Annotated in this window: 13 protein-coding genes; 8 read left to right on the forward strand and 5 right to left on the reverse strand. The window is 49.2% G+C overall.

The features are described from left to right. Positions 1-200: 200 nt before the first annotated feature. Entirely contained in the window at positions 201-1,859 is a 1,659-nt protein-coding gene (locus tag AC6I8B_RS22515; RefSeq protein ID WP_497817788.1) for a methyl-accepting chemotaxis protein, read from the reverse strand. Positions 1,860-2,501: 642 nt separating this feature from the next. Between AC6I8B_RS22515 and AC6I8B_RS22520 the strand changes: the two genes are divergently transcribed. Beyond that, positions 2,502-2,831 carry a hypothetical protein gene (locus tag AC6I8B_RS22520; RefSeq protein WP_010256979.1) on the forward strand — a complete coding sequence of 110 codons (330 nt, stop codon included), beginning with the start codon at positions 2,502-2,504 and terminating at the stop codon, positions 2,829-2,831. Positions 2,832-2,906: 75 nt separating this feature from the next. On the opposite strand, the gene AC6I8B_RS22525 is transcribed toward AC6I8B_RS22520, so the two are convergent. Further along, positions 2,907-3,140 (reverse strand): DNA polymerase V subunit, encoded by a 234-nt coding sequence (locus AC6I8B_RS22525; RefSeq protein ID WP_497816601.1) that lies wholly within the window; start codon positions 3,138-3,140, stop codon positions 2,907-2,909. A 958-nt stretch (positions 3,141-4,098) separates the two neighbouring features. Between AC6I8B_RS22525 and AC6I8B_RS22530 the strand changes: the two genes are divergently transcribed. From AC6I8B_RS22530 to AC6I8B_RS22540, 3 genes are all read left to right on the forward strand, one after another. After that, on the forward strand, positions 4,099-5,316 hold the full coding sequence (locus AC6I8B_RS22530; protein ID WP_010256973.1) for a diguanylate phosphodiesterase: 1,218 nt from the start codon (positions 4,099-4,101) through the stop codon (positions 5,314-5,316). 171 nt (positions 5,317-5,487) lie between these two features. Beyond that, positions 5,488-5,697 (forward strand): CsbD family protein, encoded by a 210-nt coding sequence (locus AC6I8B_RS22535; RefSeq protein WP_010256969.1) that lies wholly within the window; start codon positions 5,488-5,490, stop codon positions 5,695-5,697. Positions 5,698-5,892: 195 nt separating this feature from the next. Then, complete coding sequence (locus AC6I8B_RS22540) at positions 5,893-6,657, forward strand: MerR family transcriptional regulator (protein WP_010671952.1); 765 nt, start codon at positions 5,893-5,895, stop codon at positions 6,655-6,657. A gap of 73 nt (positions 6,658-6,730) precedes the next feature. On the opposite strand, the gene AC6I8B_RS22545 is transcribed toward AC6I8B_RS22540, so the two are convergent. Continuing rightward, positions 6,731-7,219 carry an Hsp20 family protein gene (locus AC6I8B_RS22545; RefSeq protein ID WP_010671953.1) on the reverse strand — a complete coding sequence of 163 codons (489 nt, stop codon included), beginning with the start codon at positions 7,217-7,219 and terminating at the stop codon, positions 6,731-6,733. Between the two features lie 175 nt (positions 7,220-7,394). Further along, entirely contained in the window at positions 7,395-7,634 is a 240-nt protein-coding gene (locus tag AC6I8B_RS22550; RefSeq protein WP_022624236.1) for a hypothetical protein, read from the reverse strand. Between the two features lie 368 nt (positions 7,635-8,002). Here AC6I8B_RS22550 and AC6I8B_RS22555 point away from each other — a divergent pair, with 368 nt between their 5' ends. The 4 genes from AC6I8B_RS22555 to AC6I8B_RS22570 all read left to right on the forward strand — a co-directional run bounded on the left by AC6I8B_RS22555 (position 8,003) and on the right by AC6I8B_RS22570 (position 12,343). Next, positions 8,003-8,227: a DUF3606 domain-containing protein gene (locus AC6I8B_RS22555; protein ID WP_010256955.1), complete on the forward strand. Its 225-nt coding sequence runs from the start codon at positions 8,003-8,005 to the stop codon at positions 8,225-8,227. Positions 8,228-8,747: 520 nt separating this feature from the next. Beyond that, complete coding sequence (locus AC6I8B_RS22560) at positions 8,748-10,532, forward strand: GGDEF and EAL domain-containing protein (RefSeq protein ID WP_010256951.1); 1,785 nt, start codon at positions 8,748-8,750, stop codon at positions 10,530-10,532. 162 nt (positions 10,533-10,694) lie between these two features. Then, positions 10,695-10,904 carry a YdgH/BhsA/McbA-like domain containing protein gene (locus AC6I8B_RS22565; protein ID WP_010256949.1) on the forward strand — a complete coding sequence of 70 codons (210 nt, stop codon included), beginning with the start codon at positions 10,695-10,697 and terminating at the stop codon, positions 10,902-10,904. A gap of 251 nt (positions 10,905-11,155) precedes the next feature. Continuing rightward, a complete protein-coding gene (locus AC6I8B_RS22570; RefSeq protein ID WP_157354229.1) occupies positions 11,156-12,343 on the forward strand; it encodes a diguanylate phosphodiesterase in 1,188 nt (395 codons plus the stop codon). A 1,363-nt stretch (positions 12,344-13,706) separates the two neighbouring features. On the opposite strand, the gene AC6I8B_RS22575 is transcribed toward AC6I8B_RS22570, so the two are convergent. After that, the gene (locus tag AC6I8B_RS22575) at positions 13,707-14,780 is read right to left on the reverse strand and encodes a RepB family plasmid replication initiator protein (protein ID WP_010256943.1); all 1,074 of its coding nucleotides are present in this window, start codon (positions 14,778-14,780) and stop codon (positions 13,707-13,709) included. Between the last annotated feature and the right edge of the window lie 1,836 nt (positions 14,781-16,616).

The raw sequence follows: 16,616 nt of genomic DNA on the forward strand, positions 1-16,616 counted from the left end.
TTATCACCAGACTGTTACACACATATAACCACGCCCGGCTAATTTCAATTAAAACCTTATAACCCTAAAGAGTTATCTGCGCTTTTATAATGAAATCGATTTCATATTATATTTATTTCAGGAAAAGTCGCTTTATTTATTCTGATTTAAGATAAAAAAAGCCCCCACATTGTGGAGGCCCTTAAGTTACTGCTCAACCATTAAAAACTTTCCCAGTTCGCCTTAGCCAGGTCGATGGTATGGTGCTCAGGCTGCTTTGTGTGTAATACCGGACGCCGTACTGCAGCGGTCTGCTGCGACTGCACTGCACGGTGATTGCTTTCCAGCTTAAAGGTCGCCACCAGTCCCGACAGCGTTTCTGCCTGCTCCTGCAGCGACTTAGAGGCGGATGAGGCCTCTTCCACCAGTGAGGCGTTCTGTTGCGTCACTTCATCCATCTGACCAATGGCCTGATGAACCTGTTCAATGCCTTTACTCTGCTCAGAGGTAGCCGCCGCAATCTCATTGACCAGATCGGCCACCTGCTGAATCGCCTGACGGACATTTTCACTGTTAGATCCAACGCCGCTGGCCTGCTCTAAACCGTGTTCGACCTGTGAAACCGATGTTGAGATAAGATCCTTAATTTCACGGGCGGCAGAAGAGGAGCGCTGCGCCAGATTACGCACTTCAGAGGCAACAACAGCGAAGCCGCGACCATGCTCGCCCGCACGCGCTGCCTCGACTGCCGCATTCAGCGCCAGAATATTGGTCTGAAACGCGATGCCTTCAATCAGTCCGGTAATTTCAGAGATTTTGGCAGAGCTGGCGCGGATTTCATCCATGGTACTGAGCATCTGCTTCACCGCCGTCCCATTCTGGATTGACATGTGATTCGCGTTATTTGCCAGGCTGCTGGCCTGTTGCGCACCCTCTGAGTTCTGTCGCACCGTTTCGCTCAGTGTCGCCATGCTGGCTGAGGTTTGCTCCAGTGAAGCCGCCTGTTCTTCCGTGCGTGCAGAGAGATCTTCGTTGCCCGCCGCTATCTGCGTTGATCCGGTACTCACCGATTGCGCGGCGTGACTGACGGAAAGCAACGTGCCGGAGACGCGTGCCAGCAGCTGATTAAATGCCATCGCCGTTTTGCCGATCTCATCCTTACTGCGGACCTCCGCGGTATGAGTCAGGTCGAGGGTATGACTCACCTGCGTCATGGTATTGACCATGCCTGAGAGGCTCTTTTTGATGCCGAGAATCACCTTAGTGGAGAAACCGGCCAGTATCAGAATAAGCAGCAGCGATCCGCCAGACATCGCCCACAGGGTCTGGCTATAAACGCGCTTGTTCTTCGCCCTGAGCTGTTCGCCAATATCGATATTCAGCTGAATCTGACGGGTGAAATCCGCTTCCATCTTACGGGATGCGGCACCAATACCGCCCTCACTCTGCAATAATGGCAGCGTGACCGCATCATTATGGGCGCGTGACGCGGCAAGAAATGCCGGCAATGCGCTGCGGACCGCATCCAGATTTTTATAGGCCTGTTCCGTCATCGCCTTATCTTCATCGCTGGAGATGTCGTTAGCCATGTAGTAATCATTGAGCGACTTAATCTGCGTAAGCAGATTCTCAATGCGCTCTTCCGCAGCAGGGAATTTTGCCGCATCGCTGGTGCTGTGGTGGCGATAAAGCGCAATACCCAACTGATTGGTCACGCTGATCGATTTATTGAGATCGCGAATGCTGGGTATTGCGTTCATCTGTACATATTCAAAGCGGGATTGAAAGCCCGAAATCACTGATAAAGAGATAATCACCAGCGCAATCAGTGACATTGCAAGCAGTGAGAAAATCAATACCAGACGTTGTGTAATAGTCATACTTGCCCCCGGCAAAAAAGAATAATCTGGACATAATTCAAAGTTGGATCGTTCTTATCGGCTTTTGTCTGCAGGGCTTTAATTAAGCATGGCGAATATATTTTTTTATTTTTCCTTGCGAATGGTACAGAGTGAACTAGCCAGAACACTACTCTGCCATTTATTCATTTTTATTTTGACACACCTTTTTACATCTCATCATCTGAGATAAATTTGCCACATCTCCTGTCAGAAGATTTCCACTGCCGGATGGTCACAATGAAGCGGAAGCAGGCATTCATTTGGATCTGATAATTAGCCCGCTAATTCAACAGCGATGCTGACGATAATTGTTAAGGAGAAGGCGATTTAAATTCGTGGGATACCGTCGCAGACGCAGCAAAGGCAGGGCTTGTAAAGCTGAAGAGCTGAAGGGGTGAAAAACCAGCATGACAGTCTATCATCAGATTTTCTGATAAGAGGATGACTGGCTACCTGTCAGATAACAGGCGACGGTGGGAGATTTTAGCCTTTTGTGTCAGGGCCAGATTAAATCAGTGAAATCGCTGGCGGAATGCTGAATCTGGTCTATGCTCACTGGCCCGACCAGGCTTTAGTCTGTTGGGTAGCAATAACGCTTAAAATAAAAAAAAGGTAGTCGTCATGGATTTAGCCACATTTGAAACCAGAACCGGTCTTTGGCCACACATGCAGTTTACGGATGTTGAATATGAAGTGTGCAGCGCAGGTGTAGAGATCTATGCCATTGATGTCAGTCGTCAGACCAAGAGCAAGCTATTTATCTGTCGTGTCACCAACGAGCAGCAGGCAGCGTCGCTAACGGCACAGTTCAAAGAGTGGTTGCCGAAGTTAAAGCTTAAAAAACGCAAAGTCGCATTGAATCTGGCGCGCATGGCGTGCGAGAAGAGCTTCCCCGCGAATCCTAAATTCCAGGATCGGTCTGACATGCGTCGGAACACATCCAGGCTCTGATGCCTGCTTCAGCCTGTATCTGTTACAGCAGTCAGGCTGAAACCCTTTCTTATCCTGTCTGCGCTGCGGCACGTTTTAATCACGCGCCGCAGGCACACGGAACAGTCGACATTCCCCGGGCTCAATTGAGATATCACTGAAAGTCGTGATATGCATCTCTATCCAGGTATTCGCGGCCCGAAGCGTGTGAGGTGAGTTGCGTTGTTCCAGTTCAGCCACAAAATCCCGGGTACTCACTGTGCACTGACCGGTATTATCCCGCCTCATCGCCTCTTTGAATGCTGACCAGACCTCATCATCCTGTGACATCTTTACCCCACACCGGCTCTCAATCGATAATATGCTGTATATATAAACAGTACAATTATTCGCTTTAAGGGTCAAGTCTGCTCTGTTTACAAGTCTCAGATCGCTAAGCAATGGCTTAATTGTGGCCATTTATAGCAGAAGCAGCAGCCGAAACAGGACTTTAATCCTAATCTTAGAAATCGTTTTCATATCTGATTAAGGTATTGATTTAAATAACCATTGAATATTGTTAGCTTTTTAATTGTTTGATATCTAATTAAAAAAAGAGTTAACCGTAGCGGCATAAACATCGTTTTTGCCCTATCTTTGAATGGCTCTGTAATGAAATCCACTTCTTTTACAGAGCGATCTGACTCCTACCCTTGCCCCCTTTTACAGGGGGCACTTTTTTCAGATAAGGCAGATATCAACATCTGATTGTCTCTGCAGACCGACAACGTTCATGCGTTGCTGACTACTGTGCTGATGACGTTAAGGGAGTGTCTGGAAAAGTGGTTGATTTGTAACCTGATAATTCATTGGTTGTGCTGACATCGCCTGAAGCCTGAAACAGTGGATTGAATCTCAAAACAATTTTCCGAAATAGCAAATAAACGGATTTTTACCCGCTTAAAAGCCTCGCCAGAATGACGTGGTAAGGAGAATAAAAAGTGCGTAATAATCTGGCAATATCAGATTGACCAGCGCCTCACCAGGGAAGCTGTAACGTTATAATAATGCGCTATATCTGCTGTTCGCCCCCGATTTTATGGGGGTTTTTCTTTTCCCTTCATTTCTATGCCCGGTTATTGCCGCACTGCGATCTGATGTCCTGATTGTCGAATCCTTAAGTACTACCTGAATCTACGATTAAATTAATGCTGCAAATATAACGGCATAATGGTCGTAGTTGTGCCCTTAACCAGCAATATTTCTGTGATATGTTTAATCAGTAACTTTCTGCCACGTGAGTCTGATTATGCTCTCCACCCTTATTTACCGTAGCCAGCTTGCGGGTTCTGTCTCGCCAGAGAGATTGAAAGCGCTGGTGGAGCGCGCCAGTATCAAAAATGCTGAGGCTGAAGTCACCGGGATACTGCTCTATGACGGACAGCACTTTTTTCAGGTGCTGGAGGGTAGCGTCGACAACGTTCACACGGTTTTCCAGCGTATCAGTCAGGATGAGCGGCATTTTAACCTGATTGAGCTGATGCGGGATTACGCCCCTGCGCGTCGCTTCGGTCATGCCGGTATGGCCTTATTTGATTTACGTGATTATCAGAAACACACCGTAGTGGATGCCCTGCTTAAGCGGGTTACCCTGAGTGATGAACGGATCAGAGATGACCGGGTGGTGAAGTTCCTGCGTTCTTTCGTCGAGGGGCGGGATAAAGAGACGTTTATCAAAATTGATCCTGCCAGTCAGTGGACGCTGACAACACCCGTCACCTCCGAATCTCAGCCAGCCTGGCAACCGGCACCGGGTCAGCGTTGTGAATTTGCGCTACAGCCTATCGTGGATACAGCGAATCGCCGGATTGTCTCTTGTGAAGCCTTGATACGAGGTCAGCACGGCGCATCACCCGCTGATTACTTTTCACAGTTGCCAGAAAGCGAGCGTTATCAGGGCGATCTGCACTCTAAAACCTACGCTTTCCAGCTGGCCAGACATCTGGGGTTGCGCGAGCAAACGCTCTCCGTCAACCTGCTGCCCATGTCGCTGGTGGTCATTGACGACGCTGTTGAACATCTTATCCAGCAGATCAGGCAGCAGGGATTGCGACCAGAGCAGGTGGTGGTTGAGGTGACCGAAGATGAGATCATCTCGCGCTTCGACGCATTCCAGTTTGCTGTCCAGCAGCTGAAAGCGGCCGGGATCAGCCTGGCGCTCGATGATTTTGGCGCCGGCTTCGCTGGCCTGTCGCTGTTAGCCGATTTCCAGCCCGACAAAGTTAAAATCGATCGCAAGCTGATCACCGATATCCACCGCAGTGGCCCGCGTCAGGCGATTGTGATGGCCATCATTAAATGCTGTCAGGCGCTGGAAATTACGGTCATTGCGGAAGGGGTTGAAAAAATTGAAGAGTGGCTCTGGCTGGAAGGTGCCGGGGTACGCTATTACCAGGGCTTTCTGTTTGCCCGTCCAGCCCTCAATGCCCTGCCTGCAGTAAGCTGGCCAGCACGACGCCCGGAATAGACCCCGCCGTGATAATCCCCTTTCCTTCCCTTTTGCCCATAATTTGATGCGGCTCACACCGCTTCGCTGCAAAAGGCAAAAGCTGTGCCATGCTTGATTCATCTGACAGCCTTCAGGCAACACAGATATTCATCAGGTCACTGGATAACAACCAGAAATGGGAGAGTCACCATGAACGAAGATCGCATTGGCGGTAACTGGAAGCAGTTCAAAGGTAAAGTTAAGGAAAAATGGGGTGATCTTACGGATGACGATATGACCGTTGTAGAAGGGAAGCGCGATCAGCTGGTCGGTAAAATTCAGGAACGCTACGGCTACGAGAAAGATCGTGCCGAAAAAGAAGTGAAAGAGTGGGAAGATTCCAACAAGTACCACTGGTAACGCGTTCTTAATCGCCGGGCGTCTCTGCGTCCGGCACCTGCTCTGTAGCCCTGTTTAATCCCCCTCACCCACTGCCCTCTCTGCACCCGATACACCGGCAGATTATGGAAATGATTGTTTCTTTATTTATTCCTGACGCGCATACTGCGTCATCTTCCCTGTTCATGGGATCTCAATGCCTTCCGGATATCAATTATGCCTCAGCACTCTACCGACACCGTATGTGGTCTCGTCGGTGTTCTTCCTGAAACTCTGCGCCGCTGGCGCCGTGCCGGGCTGATAACGCCGCCTGGCCCTGCTGGTTACTCAGATAATCAGCTTACGCGTGCGCTCTGTGTGCGTGAAATGACCTCAGGGGGCCATACGCTCTTTGATATCCATACTGCATTTAACTGGCCCAGCGTTACGCTGCCTGGCGGCTGGGCCTGTCGGGAAGAGGATATGTTGCATCTGCTGGCGCATAATACGGACGCAGATGTTGATCGCGAACTACAGATGATGAATACCGACTATTGTGGTGATGATTATGTTAATCGCTACCTGCGGCCGCTCAACCTCTGGCTGCGCACTGACCTCAGCGAAGGTGCGGCGCGGCGCCAGCAGCGCTTTCATTCAGCGGTAGTCAGTCAGTGGGAGCGCCTGGCGCTGGCCTCACAACGACGCAGCACCGTACCGCTGTTTCTTGAAGCGGTCAGCGTCACAGATGAAACCGAGATCTGGATGGAAGCGATACGGCTTAACGGACAGGGCTTTCGGGTTGAAGTTGCAGCAGATGCGTCAGGTATCCCCGCCGTGGCGCAACGCCGCTTTGAGCATCATCTGATGTGGTGTGGTGATGGTATCAGTGCATCGATGAAGGCTGCATTTCACTCCAGTCTTGAGGCGGGTGAACCGATCATGCTGACCGGAACGAATACCGGCTTACCGTCGCAAATCAGCCTTATGGCAGCCAGCGCCTGAACTCTTTTGACTTTCTTACCTGCCAGTGAATAAAAAGGCGGAAACAGCCTGTGCCGTTTCCGCCCTGTTCATGTTACTGATGTTCAAGAGTTCGCTGACCGCCGATCGCAATCGGGATACGGCGCGGTTTCTCGCTCTCCGGTATTTCCTGGATCAGATCAATGCTAAGCAGACCTTCCGCCAGGCTGGCTCCGGTGACCTTCATGTGCTCTGGAATGGAAAAGCTCAGCTGGAAATCGTGTCGGGAAATGCCGCGGTGGATCCAGCTGGTGTTCTCTTCCCGGGCCTCGCCAGACGCTTCCTGTGACGGTTTCTCTCTGTGACCGGCCACTGAAAGCCGTCCGCCTCGTAACTCGATCTCCAGTTCATGCTCTTTCCAGCCAGGTACACTGACGGTCAACGCATAGCGATTATCCTCTACCCGCTGCAGATCGTAAGCGGGAACCGACGTTACCGGGCTGTCGCCAGTAAGCTGACTGAACAATTTATCGATGCGGTTAAAGCGGTCTGAAAAGACAGAATCAGCCAGCGAAGGGAACACTGAAAATTGTTGTACTGACATGGTGATAATCTCCTGAACAGGTTCATCCAAAAGTTCATCTGATCGGACTCATATTTCCGATCATCTCCATAAATAGGGATCAGTAGTCAGTTTTCAAGTCGTTAAATATAATTTTTTTACCGTTATCAGACAGCCGGTTACCACAGAAGTAAATTTCAGGGTATTAACGCAGCCGTTACTTTTTGCTCTGAGGTGCAAGAGCAAAATGGGGATGACAGCCAGCCAGCAATAACAGCAACTCATATTCTCCCTGACTTAATAGTGTCGGGTTACCTGCGGCTTCTTTGGTTTGCCAGACGCGCAGGCTAAGGTCAAAACGCTCAGCAGCGCTCTGCTGTGAGAGCCCGGCGGCAAGACGAAGTTCACGCACATTACTCTGGACGACCACAGGCGGCCTGGGGGGACGATTCACCAAACAAAGACTCCTTCAACATGATTAAACCGCAAAGGCACAGCGCTTCACCATCAATAAAAGCGAAACGACCTGAGAGCGGCCATAACGAAAAGACCACAGAATAATTGACTATTTTAAATAAATGTCAAATTTCAGGTTTAAAAATCATGCATGATTTTTTATAAGCGAAGCGGCATATTTCGCCCTGACGGAGACTTTTCTATTTCCATAGAGTGCTTTATTCCTCCTGCCAGGAATTATCCTGTTATTTGCCTTAAGGGCCATTCAGGGATTAATCCGCTACCTCAAGCGCCCTTTCTTCATCAGGATAGAGGTATAGCCTGAGGGTCATGTTCAGGCAGCATCATTGAAAAAGAGGAGGATAATGAATGAAAAATCCTATCCAGCGTCGCTCGCCCGACGATCTGTCGCAGGTGGAAATTCGTGAACAGTGGCAAATCACCTACTGGACCCAGGAACTGAGGACAACACAGGAAAGGCTGACACGCGCGATCCGCGAGCGAGGGCCGCGGACCGAACAGGTTCGTGACTGGCTGGAGCAAAACCCGCCGCCACGTCGTCCGACACAATTCACACACGGCATGAAAGGTTAAATTGATTACTTTCTGAAGCGACGCGTTACTGGCAGTCTTGCGGTGGATTGACCTATAGCAGTCAGGAGTACACTGACAGGTCATATCTGCCGGTCTTCATCTTTACAGGCTTTTACCTGTATTTTTAATAGGTTATCTTCCTGATCAACCAGCGGATAGCGATCCGTCTCTGGCTGCAGACCTGTTTAATTGTAAAACTGACTTAGAAATAACATTAACCACCCTGAATGCTTATTCATCTCCTGACGGAAAATAAACATTAACAACCGTAAAAACCCTCTCCTGGCTATATAAAATGTACAAATGTAAATAATCAGGCGCATCTTCGATTAAATTTTCGAATCGTAACAACCCCTTTAATGCGTTAAAGAAAATATTAAGAGACACCCGCTGCATAGTCCCTTATTATCCAGTTGAAAATAAAAAATCACGCCATAATTCCTGCCGCCCGAATCACATTTCGCTCCGGACAGTTTTCTTTTTTCGCTCCGTAATCAGCCGGTGCGGGGGTTCTACACACATGTTAAACAATTTAAACGGCGACAATGAGCGCCGCAGCCGCGCCTTACAGGCGTTGCGCGACCCTGATGAAAGCCGCGATGAAGTTCTCCGGAAGTTTGTCCGGTTAGCCAGTCAGGCCCTGGGTATCCCGGGCAGCTTTATATCGGTGCTGGATGACGAGTTCCAGACCGTTCGGGCATCACACAATTTTGAACTGCAACGCTCAACGCGTGCGGATTCACTTTGTCGCCACGTGGTTGATAGCGACAGTGCGGTGATCGTCCCTGATACTTATTACGATGCGCGTTTTGTCACGCATCCCCTGATCACTGGCTCACCCTTTATCCGCTTTTATGTCGGTGTGCCACTGAAAACACGCGATGGCATTATTCTGGGCACACTATGTGTGACCGACACCGAGCCGCATGCGTTTCCCAGTGACCAGGTGACGACCTTAACGCTGCTCTCTACGCTGGTAATGTCCTTTCTTGAAGCCTGGCACTCGGCGGGTTTTACCGATCCGGTGACCGGGCTACCTAACCGTCAGCGCCTGATACGTGATTTGCAATATCTTGCCGTTGCCGGCGATACCACGCCACGCCGTCTGGTTCTGATTGATTGCATCGATATGTCGCGCGCTTATGAACTGGCCCGCACCATGGGAATGAGCCCGGTTGAGAGCCTGCTGAAAGATATGGCCACTCTGCTGCCGCTACGCCTGCGTCCGGCGGTTGGGGAGATGATCTATACGGTGGCCACCGGCCGCTTTGCTATCCTGACCCGAGCGGATAGCCGACTCAGTGCCGCGTGGGTAGCCGGTCGTCTGGAAGGTATCAGTGCGGACATGGATGAAGGTCTGTCAGTCGCGCTGACTCCCCATACCGGTGAGGCTGACTTTGTCGCTGGCAGCATGCCAGCATCTGAAATATTAGGCCGTGCGGTCAGTGCGTTGCATGAAGCGGTCGGCCGCGGACTGCCCTCTCAGCGCTTTGACGCTGAGGCTGAAACGCAGCGTTCAGAAGATTTCCTGCTGATGACCGATCTTAAAACGGCATTACGCGAGAACACCGGGCTATATATGGTCTATCAGCCGAAAATTTGCCTGCAAAGTGGTAAACCCGTGGGTCTGGAAGCGCTTATCCGCTGGCAACATCCCAGCCGGGGCGAGCTTTCACCTGCCGCCTTTATCCCGCTGGCTGAGCAGACCGATCTGCTCTCTGTGCTGACAGCCTGGATTATCGATCGGGCGGTTGAGCGCCTTAGCCGGCTGAGGAACAACTGCATCCAGCTGCCGCTAACGATAAACGTCAGCGTACGTGACTTTGCGCGCGAGGGGTTCGCTTCAGCGCTGGAAAGTAAGATGGTCAAATCTAAGCTCCCGACCTCTCTGCTGGGAATTGAATGTCTGGAAACCGAACGTATCCTTGAAAGCCCGACCGCCCTGCGCGGGCTGGAGATGCTCAGAGCACGAGGATTCACTATTTCACTCGATGATTTCGGTTCCGGCTACAGCAATATCAGTTATCTGCGTCGCATGCCGCTTGATGTGATTAAGCTGGATCGTTCCCTGATCAGTGAGCTTTCCTCTGACACGGCTTCACGCATCATTGCACGCAGCATCATCGCCATGCTTAAAGAGCTGGACTATACCGTGGTGGCAGAAGGGGTTGAGTGTCCGGATGCAGTAACATCCCTGACCGAGTATGGCTGCGATCAGGCTCAGGGCTATTTCTATTCGAAGCCGTTGAACGAAGAAGCATTGGATCACTGGCTGCACTGGAAGCTGCGTGGCGAGTGTCATTAAAACTGGAGCTGACGCAATCTGATATCCCCCATGGTAATAATTCAAAATATTTGATCAATATCAGCAAAAGTTAGCTATATCAGTCTGGCGAGATCGCGCCTATCATTCATTTCATCGAGGCAAAACGCCTCTCCCTGACTGAAATACGCTAAGGAATTGACCATGAAATCCATCAAAACTTTCGTTGCTGTTACTGCACTCTCTCTGATTTCATTCGGTAGTTTTGCCCAGACTATTACCGCTACCGCGTCTACCCTGGATGCTGCTGAAGCGAAAGTCGCGGCACAGGCCAAAGATGCAGGCGCATCCTATAAAATTACCGGCGCACGCGTTGATAATCGTGCTTATGTCTCTGCTGAACTGATCAAATAACATTTACCCCTTCAATACGATGAGGCTGCCACTACGGCGGCCTTTTTTAGTATGCAGGAAGCATGAGTTCGTCTGCTCAGGTTCAGCGTCTCCGATCCCATTACGATTGTTGGAACCGTGCCCCACAATTTGCCGTTTCGCTTATTGTCACCTGCCGTGGTGCAGTCTGTGCGACAGTGAATAAGGAGAGATGAAACATTTTTTGAACAATGCTAGCGTGTGCGCAACAATCTTATAAAACGGAGCTGCACATGCTGACTACCATAATATACCGCAGCCATATTTCAGATGACTTTCCCATCAGAACCCTGCCCGCGATGGTCGACAACGCCAGCAAAATAAATGCGGCTCACGAGGTGACCGGCATATTATTATTTAACGGTACCCATTTTTTTCAATTGCTTGAGGGTCCGGAAGCGGGCATTCAGGCAGTCTATCAGAGAATTTGTGCAGATCGACGGCACCACAATGTGGTGGAGCTGATGCGCGACTATGCGCCTTACCGCCGCTTTGGTAATGCGGGCATGGCACTCTTTGACCTGCGTGAACACGATCGCTCATCGCTCCTGCAGGCCGTGCTGGATAAAGGGACGTCAAAATATCGTCTGACCTATGATGATCGGGCACTGCAATTCCTGCGCACGTTTGTAGAGTCTCGTGAGAAAGAGAACTACTACGAGGTCCTCCCGCCGGGTTACTGGGAGTTTATTTCTGAGCACAATGATGTGCCGGACTCCCGTCCGGAGACAGAAGGCGTCAGCTTCCGCCCGGTGGTGGATCCCCTCGCTCGTCAGGTCACAGCGATTGAAGCGACCACTCTGCGACCTGCTCCCAACGACGACACCTCAGGCGATCAGCTTTATGTTAACGATCTGGAAACCGTGAAAAAGACGTTTTCCCATGCTGGCCTGGTCTGCCCGGACGGTATGACACTGTACGTCAGCCTGCTGCCTATGACGCTGGTGGTGATACCCAATGCCGTCGATCATATTGTGACCGCTATTCAGCAGGCGGGACTGGTTCCTGAACAAGTTGTTGTTGGCGTGAGTGAGACCGCAGTGATCTCGCAGCTGGAAGCGTTCTCTGAAGCCGTACGCGCGCTAAAAGCGGTCGGAATCAGTCTGTCGATCGACAATTTTGGTGACGGCTCCGCGGGATTGTCCTTGCTGACTCACATTCAGCCCGACCGCATTCGTATTGATGCCGGTATCACCCGCGATGTTCATCGCAGTGGGCCAAAGCAGGCGGTGGTTCAGGCGATTATTAAATGCTGTTCCGCGCTGGAAATTACCGTCATCGCGGCAGGGATCGTACAGGCAGAAGAGTGGATGTGGCTGGAGGCTGCAGGTGTGATCAACTTCCAGGGCACGCTGTTCGCAGCCGCAGGGCGCTATGAAGCACAATCCGTTGCCTGGCCGGAATACCGGGAGGCGATGTAACACTCTCTGTCCCAACGGTGATAAAGCGGTACGTCAGCGCGAGGCCGCTTTCTTCACCGATGTCCTGCAGAGCAGTATCAAAGCCGCAGCGGCCCCGCTAAACACCTCCCCTCCCCCGCGCCCCCATCGGACCCGTTCTTGTGACAGGGATAACGGCAGCGCCTTCCTGATGGTTCTGGCCATAACTTAATCTCTGTACTCATTCTGGCTTAGCTCTATTTGATAACCACTGTAGCGAGTAAAGTTACCTGTTTAACTCTTCCAGTAAGCAAATCAGTGGCGGATCCTTCTTTAGGATCAAACTTCATCGCCTATCCACTGTAGCGAGTAAAGTAACGATATTCAGGGTTCGGAAACCACTGTAGCGAGTAAGCAGAGCAAGTAAATCGTCATCCGTCCTTCTAAATTGCAGCGCGAAGGCGCATTACCCTTTGTTTCAGGTACTCCAGGTACGGTTTCATTCAGTCATAACCACTATAGCGAGTAAAAAACCGATCTCTCTCTCAACATTGAATTTTGACCCTTGATTGCACAATCCGCCCTGTGTGGGTCCTCGCAAAGGTGCTTTTATGAATGCAGCTAGCTCTATAACTGCAAAAATCTGAAGTACGGCACACCGTTTAACGGCTGTGGCGAGTAACCATTTTTAGGTGTGGGCATTTGGCAATTTAACAGGAAGTCTTTTAATGACAGTGCAATAAATGATAGTGAGTGCTTACTCTACTTAAGGTAACCACTATATCGAGCATAGGCCAATGACAATAACAACCACTATAGCGAGTAAGCTCCTCATTTCTGCTCCCAATTAACAACCACTGTAGCGAGAATATCGCATTCATCAGCGCCAGTATCTGATCATTAACTGCCCGATTTAGCGATAAAACAACCTGATAACCACTGTAGCGAGTAGTTTACCCACCCTGGATGGACAAAAGGGAGATGAAAAAGCGCGGTAGCGGAGGAGATAACCACTATAGCGAGTAGAGTAATGATACCGATTCCCCTGCACAGCCTGCGTGAATACTTCATGACGGGCGTACTTTCTGTGCTGTGATCAGGTGAGTAACCACTATAGCGAGTGAACATTGGGTCTCATTCTGGCTATTACGCTTTTTGAGACAGCTCTTCCGGGAGAGACTAACCACTATAGAGAGTAAACACAGCACCGGGCTCAATTCAGGTCCTGCCGATGGAGAGTGATGAATAGCGCGATTAGCCCTGTTCAGACAGGCGTCACGTATGTTGCTGTCGGGCTGGTAACCACTATAGTGAGTAACGTTACTCGCTACAGTGGTTATTGCCTTTCAGCCCGGCGTTCCCGATAAGAGATTGAAAGCGGAGTAGCATGCTAGCAGAAAGCGTGTCATTGCTTCTTCTGCTTCCTGATTTTGTTCAGTAGCTCTTTTTCTTCACGCGAGACCATCACCAGCTCACTGCTATCCTCTTCAATCACCGGTTCAGGCAGGCTGACGTCAATTACGTCGGAATCGATATCAAGATCGTCAAACTCATCCATCTCATCATCGATCAGGCCTGACTTACTGAGCGGCAGTTCGGCCGGGCGCAGCTTAGGATGACGATAATGAACCCAGAAGTAGACTGATGAGCCACGTCGGGTTTCGGTGTAGTCGAGATAGCCGATCTCTTTTAACTGCTCCATGGCCTTTCTGACGGTGGCATTCTGGGTAATCACACGCGATGTCAGGTTAAGTCTTGCGCGCAGACGCGCCATAGATATCGGCGCAGGCTTCGGCGGAAGGCTTTCAATGAAGGTGTAGAGCGCCTGAGCAGACTCTTTGCGTGCCAGCTCATTGATGGCTTTAAGCTGCAGCAGAACCTTTCTGTCGAACTGATACAGCTCAAAGATCTTGGGATCGGCCTGCAGCGTTACCGTGTCCTTCTTGATGCTGTATTTCGCAGACTGCACCAGGTGCGTCGTGTAGTTCTCTCCGCCCTTGCTGGTAAAAGTCAGGGTGTTAGAGGCAATACGCGTCAGCGAAGCATCCAGACGGCTCCTGAGCTTCGAGGAGAGACGCACTGAGGGTATGCCGCATAGTTTGGCAAATTCAACGAAAGAGAGCGTTACCGTGTCTCCCAGACACTCATGCGTAGCGAATGCACGAATGATCCCGACCCAGGTTTTGAAATCATTATCCATATCCAGGCGGGCACCCAGAATCTTAATGTTGTCATAGCCTTCTGACCTGACCAGGGATAACTGTTTAAGATCCTGGGTCACATCCATGGCGTTCATCTGGTTTTTCTGACTGCGCGCTGTGGATTTTAACGTCGGAACAAATAAACCGAGTCGCATCAATGCTACCGGCTGGACGGTGTTGTTACTGTTGGGGGTAAGAGTAACAACTTCACCTGTACGTTTATCTGTTTCGCTAAACGCATCAGCTATGTTCAGGATATCTGGTTCTTTTCTTGGCATTAGGAAGATCCGTGATGTGAACAGGCGAGAGCCGCTGTTACTCGATACAGTGGATACTATCACTCACTACAGCGGTTAATCTACTTACCATAGTGGTTATTTCTCTCGATATAGTGGTTGTTTTACTCGTTATAGTGGTTAGCGACCCGCCTTTAACGTAGTCATACCGTGGCCTGAGGCGATGCTGGGATCTTTAAGGAACTTAATAAGGATCTTAAATGGATCTGTTATTGGATCTATTCAGTGGATAACCTGAGAAAACTAACTGAAAAAGAGTCGAGCCACCGCCCTCCCCCTTTACTGGATCTCACTCTTTCATCGCAAGCACCCTGGAAGAAGCCGTCATCTACGCATAATCAGGGTTATGCACACCGATTCAGGCCAATTACTCGCTATAGTGGTTGTTGAGTACTCGCCAGCGCGGTTGCTTTTCTCGCTATAGTGGTTGTTATACTCGTTATAGTGGTTATTCTTCTCGCTACAGTGGTTACTGACCCCCTTCCAGGCCTTGTGTCACAAGGCTTCAGACGCTGCAGGGATCTGTTAAGGATCTCAATTTGATCTATTGAGGATCGACCAATTGGATCTGGCCTGTGGATAACGGGGATAAAACACACAAAACAAAGAATTAGTTGAGAGTCCCAGTCAGAAGTGATTTTCACCTTCAGTTCTGAATGTGCGGTTTATCAGAAGCACGACTGAGAAGGTCTTTTACTGCTAAAACGATCTAACGCTGAGCATAGGTAAGACTGGAATGTTGCATACACCTATAACCATTAAATCTTTAAGGTTATAAGTTTAAATCAAGCCTCAGAAAATCGGTCAGTGAAAATACAGAAAACTCACCATGACATTAATCGCCTATCTATTTGATAAATAATGAATTATTTTTCATTTTCATGATGAAAACACCATGCGATTTTTACTTAACGTAATATCTTTGTTTTGTCAGTACTCAGAATTTGTCAGACATACTAAAAAAGCACTTAAAATAACGTTCCCGGAAGAAATTAATAAGGCGCCAGTGAAGGAACAACAGGAAGAACAGGAAGAACGACAGTAAGAAAAATGCGTTCGGCATAATAACTTAAACTAATAAATAGGCTTAGCGTGAATGAAGTAATTTCAGGAATGTAAGAATGATATGAAGATGAAAAGATTGTATCGGGAGCTGAATCAAGCACAGTAGAGCGTTAATTCTGACTGTCCGGCATAGCTACATTATGGTGACTTGCCCCAATTAATATTGCTCTAAGCCTTGCCGCATTAAGCCTGTTCTCTACTCCTACTCATGCTCTTAAATCGGCAGTCTTAACTCTTCGATGATTTTGATTCGTGACATCACATAATGATGAAGGGAATTAAATCCCTCTCTTTTCTGGATTAAGCCTTGCAATAAAAACCCTATGCGGAAAACGCCTGACATTATGTTGACAGGCAGCAACACAGATTATGAACGCTACATAATGACAAGGCATAAAAGGTATAGATTTGGAAGCAGTGATCTTAAGTTAGCAATGATAACGGTAACGATTACTTGCGCACTTTACCGTTATGCCTACTCCTTCAGGTTCAAAAGCACTGTAATAGCTTCTGAGTAAAACTCTACGTCAGCAGTAAATGTTGAGTGAAAGTGCATTAATCCTGGAAATTTTTCACCAGGCCATTTCACTCGTAATTAACTGATTTATAGTAATTTTTATTGAATTTTCATGCTGAAAACACCATTGAAAAAACATGAAAACGGTTTACGAGCAATCAGCAGACCGGCAGATGATTTATCAGAATCGGAATACGTCGATCTGAATCCTTAGTCGTTAAGATATTCGTTTCCTG

It is taken from the genome of Pantoea sp. X-Soil-ISGK-285, assembly GCF_059730815.1.

Excerpts from the sequence above, each read along its gene's own strand:
- AC6I8B_RS22515 (WP_497817788.1), bottom strand. The coding sequence starts at position 1,859 with ATGACTATTACACAACGTCTGGTATTGATTTTCTCACTGCTTGCAATG.
- AC6I8B_RS22520 (WP_010256979.1), top strand. The coding sequence starts at position 2,502 with ATGGATTTAGCCACATTTGAAACCAGAACCGGTCTTTGGCCACACATG.
- AC6I8B_RS22525 (WP_497816601.1), bottom strand. The coding sequence starts at position 3,140 with ATGTCACAGGATGATGAGGTCTGGTCAGCATTCAAAGAGGCGATGAGG.
- AC6I8B_RS22530 (WP_010256973.1), top strand. The coding sequence starts at position 4,099 with ATGCTCTCCACCCTTATTTACCGTAGCCAGCTTGCGGGTTCTGTCTCG.
- AC6I8B_RS22535 (WP_010256969.1), top strand. The coding sequence starts at position 5,488 with ATGAACGAAGATCGCATTGGCGGTAACTGGAAGCAGTTCAAAGGTAAA.
- AC6I8B_RS22540 (WP_010671952.1), top strand. The coding sequence starts at position 5,893 with ATGCCTCAGCACTCTACCGACACCGTATGTGGTCTCGTCGGTGTTCTT.
- AC6I8B_RS22545 (WP_010671953.1), bottom strand. The coding sequence starts at position 7,219 with ATGTCAGTACAACAATTTTCAGTGTTCCCTTCGCTGGCTGATTCTGTC.
- AC6I8B_RS22555 (WP_010256955.1), top strand. The coding sequence starts at position 8,003 with ATGAAAAATCCTATCCAGCGTCGCTCGCCCGACGATCTGTCGCAGGTG.
- AC6I8B_RS22560 (WP_010256951.1), top strand. The coding sequence starts at position 8,748 with ATGTTAAACAATTTAAACGGCGACAATGAGCGCCGCAGCCGCGCCTTA.
- AC6I8B_RS22565 (WP_010256949.1), top strand. The coding sequence starts at position 10,695 with ATGAAATCCATCAAAACTTTCGTTGCTGTTACTGCACTCTCTCTGATT.
- AC6I8B_RS22570 (WP_157354229.1), top strand. The coding sequence starts at position 11,156 with ATGCTGACTACCATAATATACCGCAGCCATATTTCAGATGACTTTCCC.
- AC6I8B_RS22575 (WP_010256943.1), bottom strand. The coding sequence starts at position 14,780 with ATGCCAAGAAAAGAACCAGATATCCTGAACATAGCTGATGCGTTTAGC.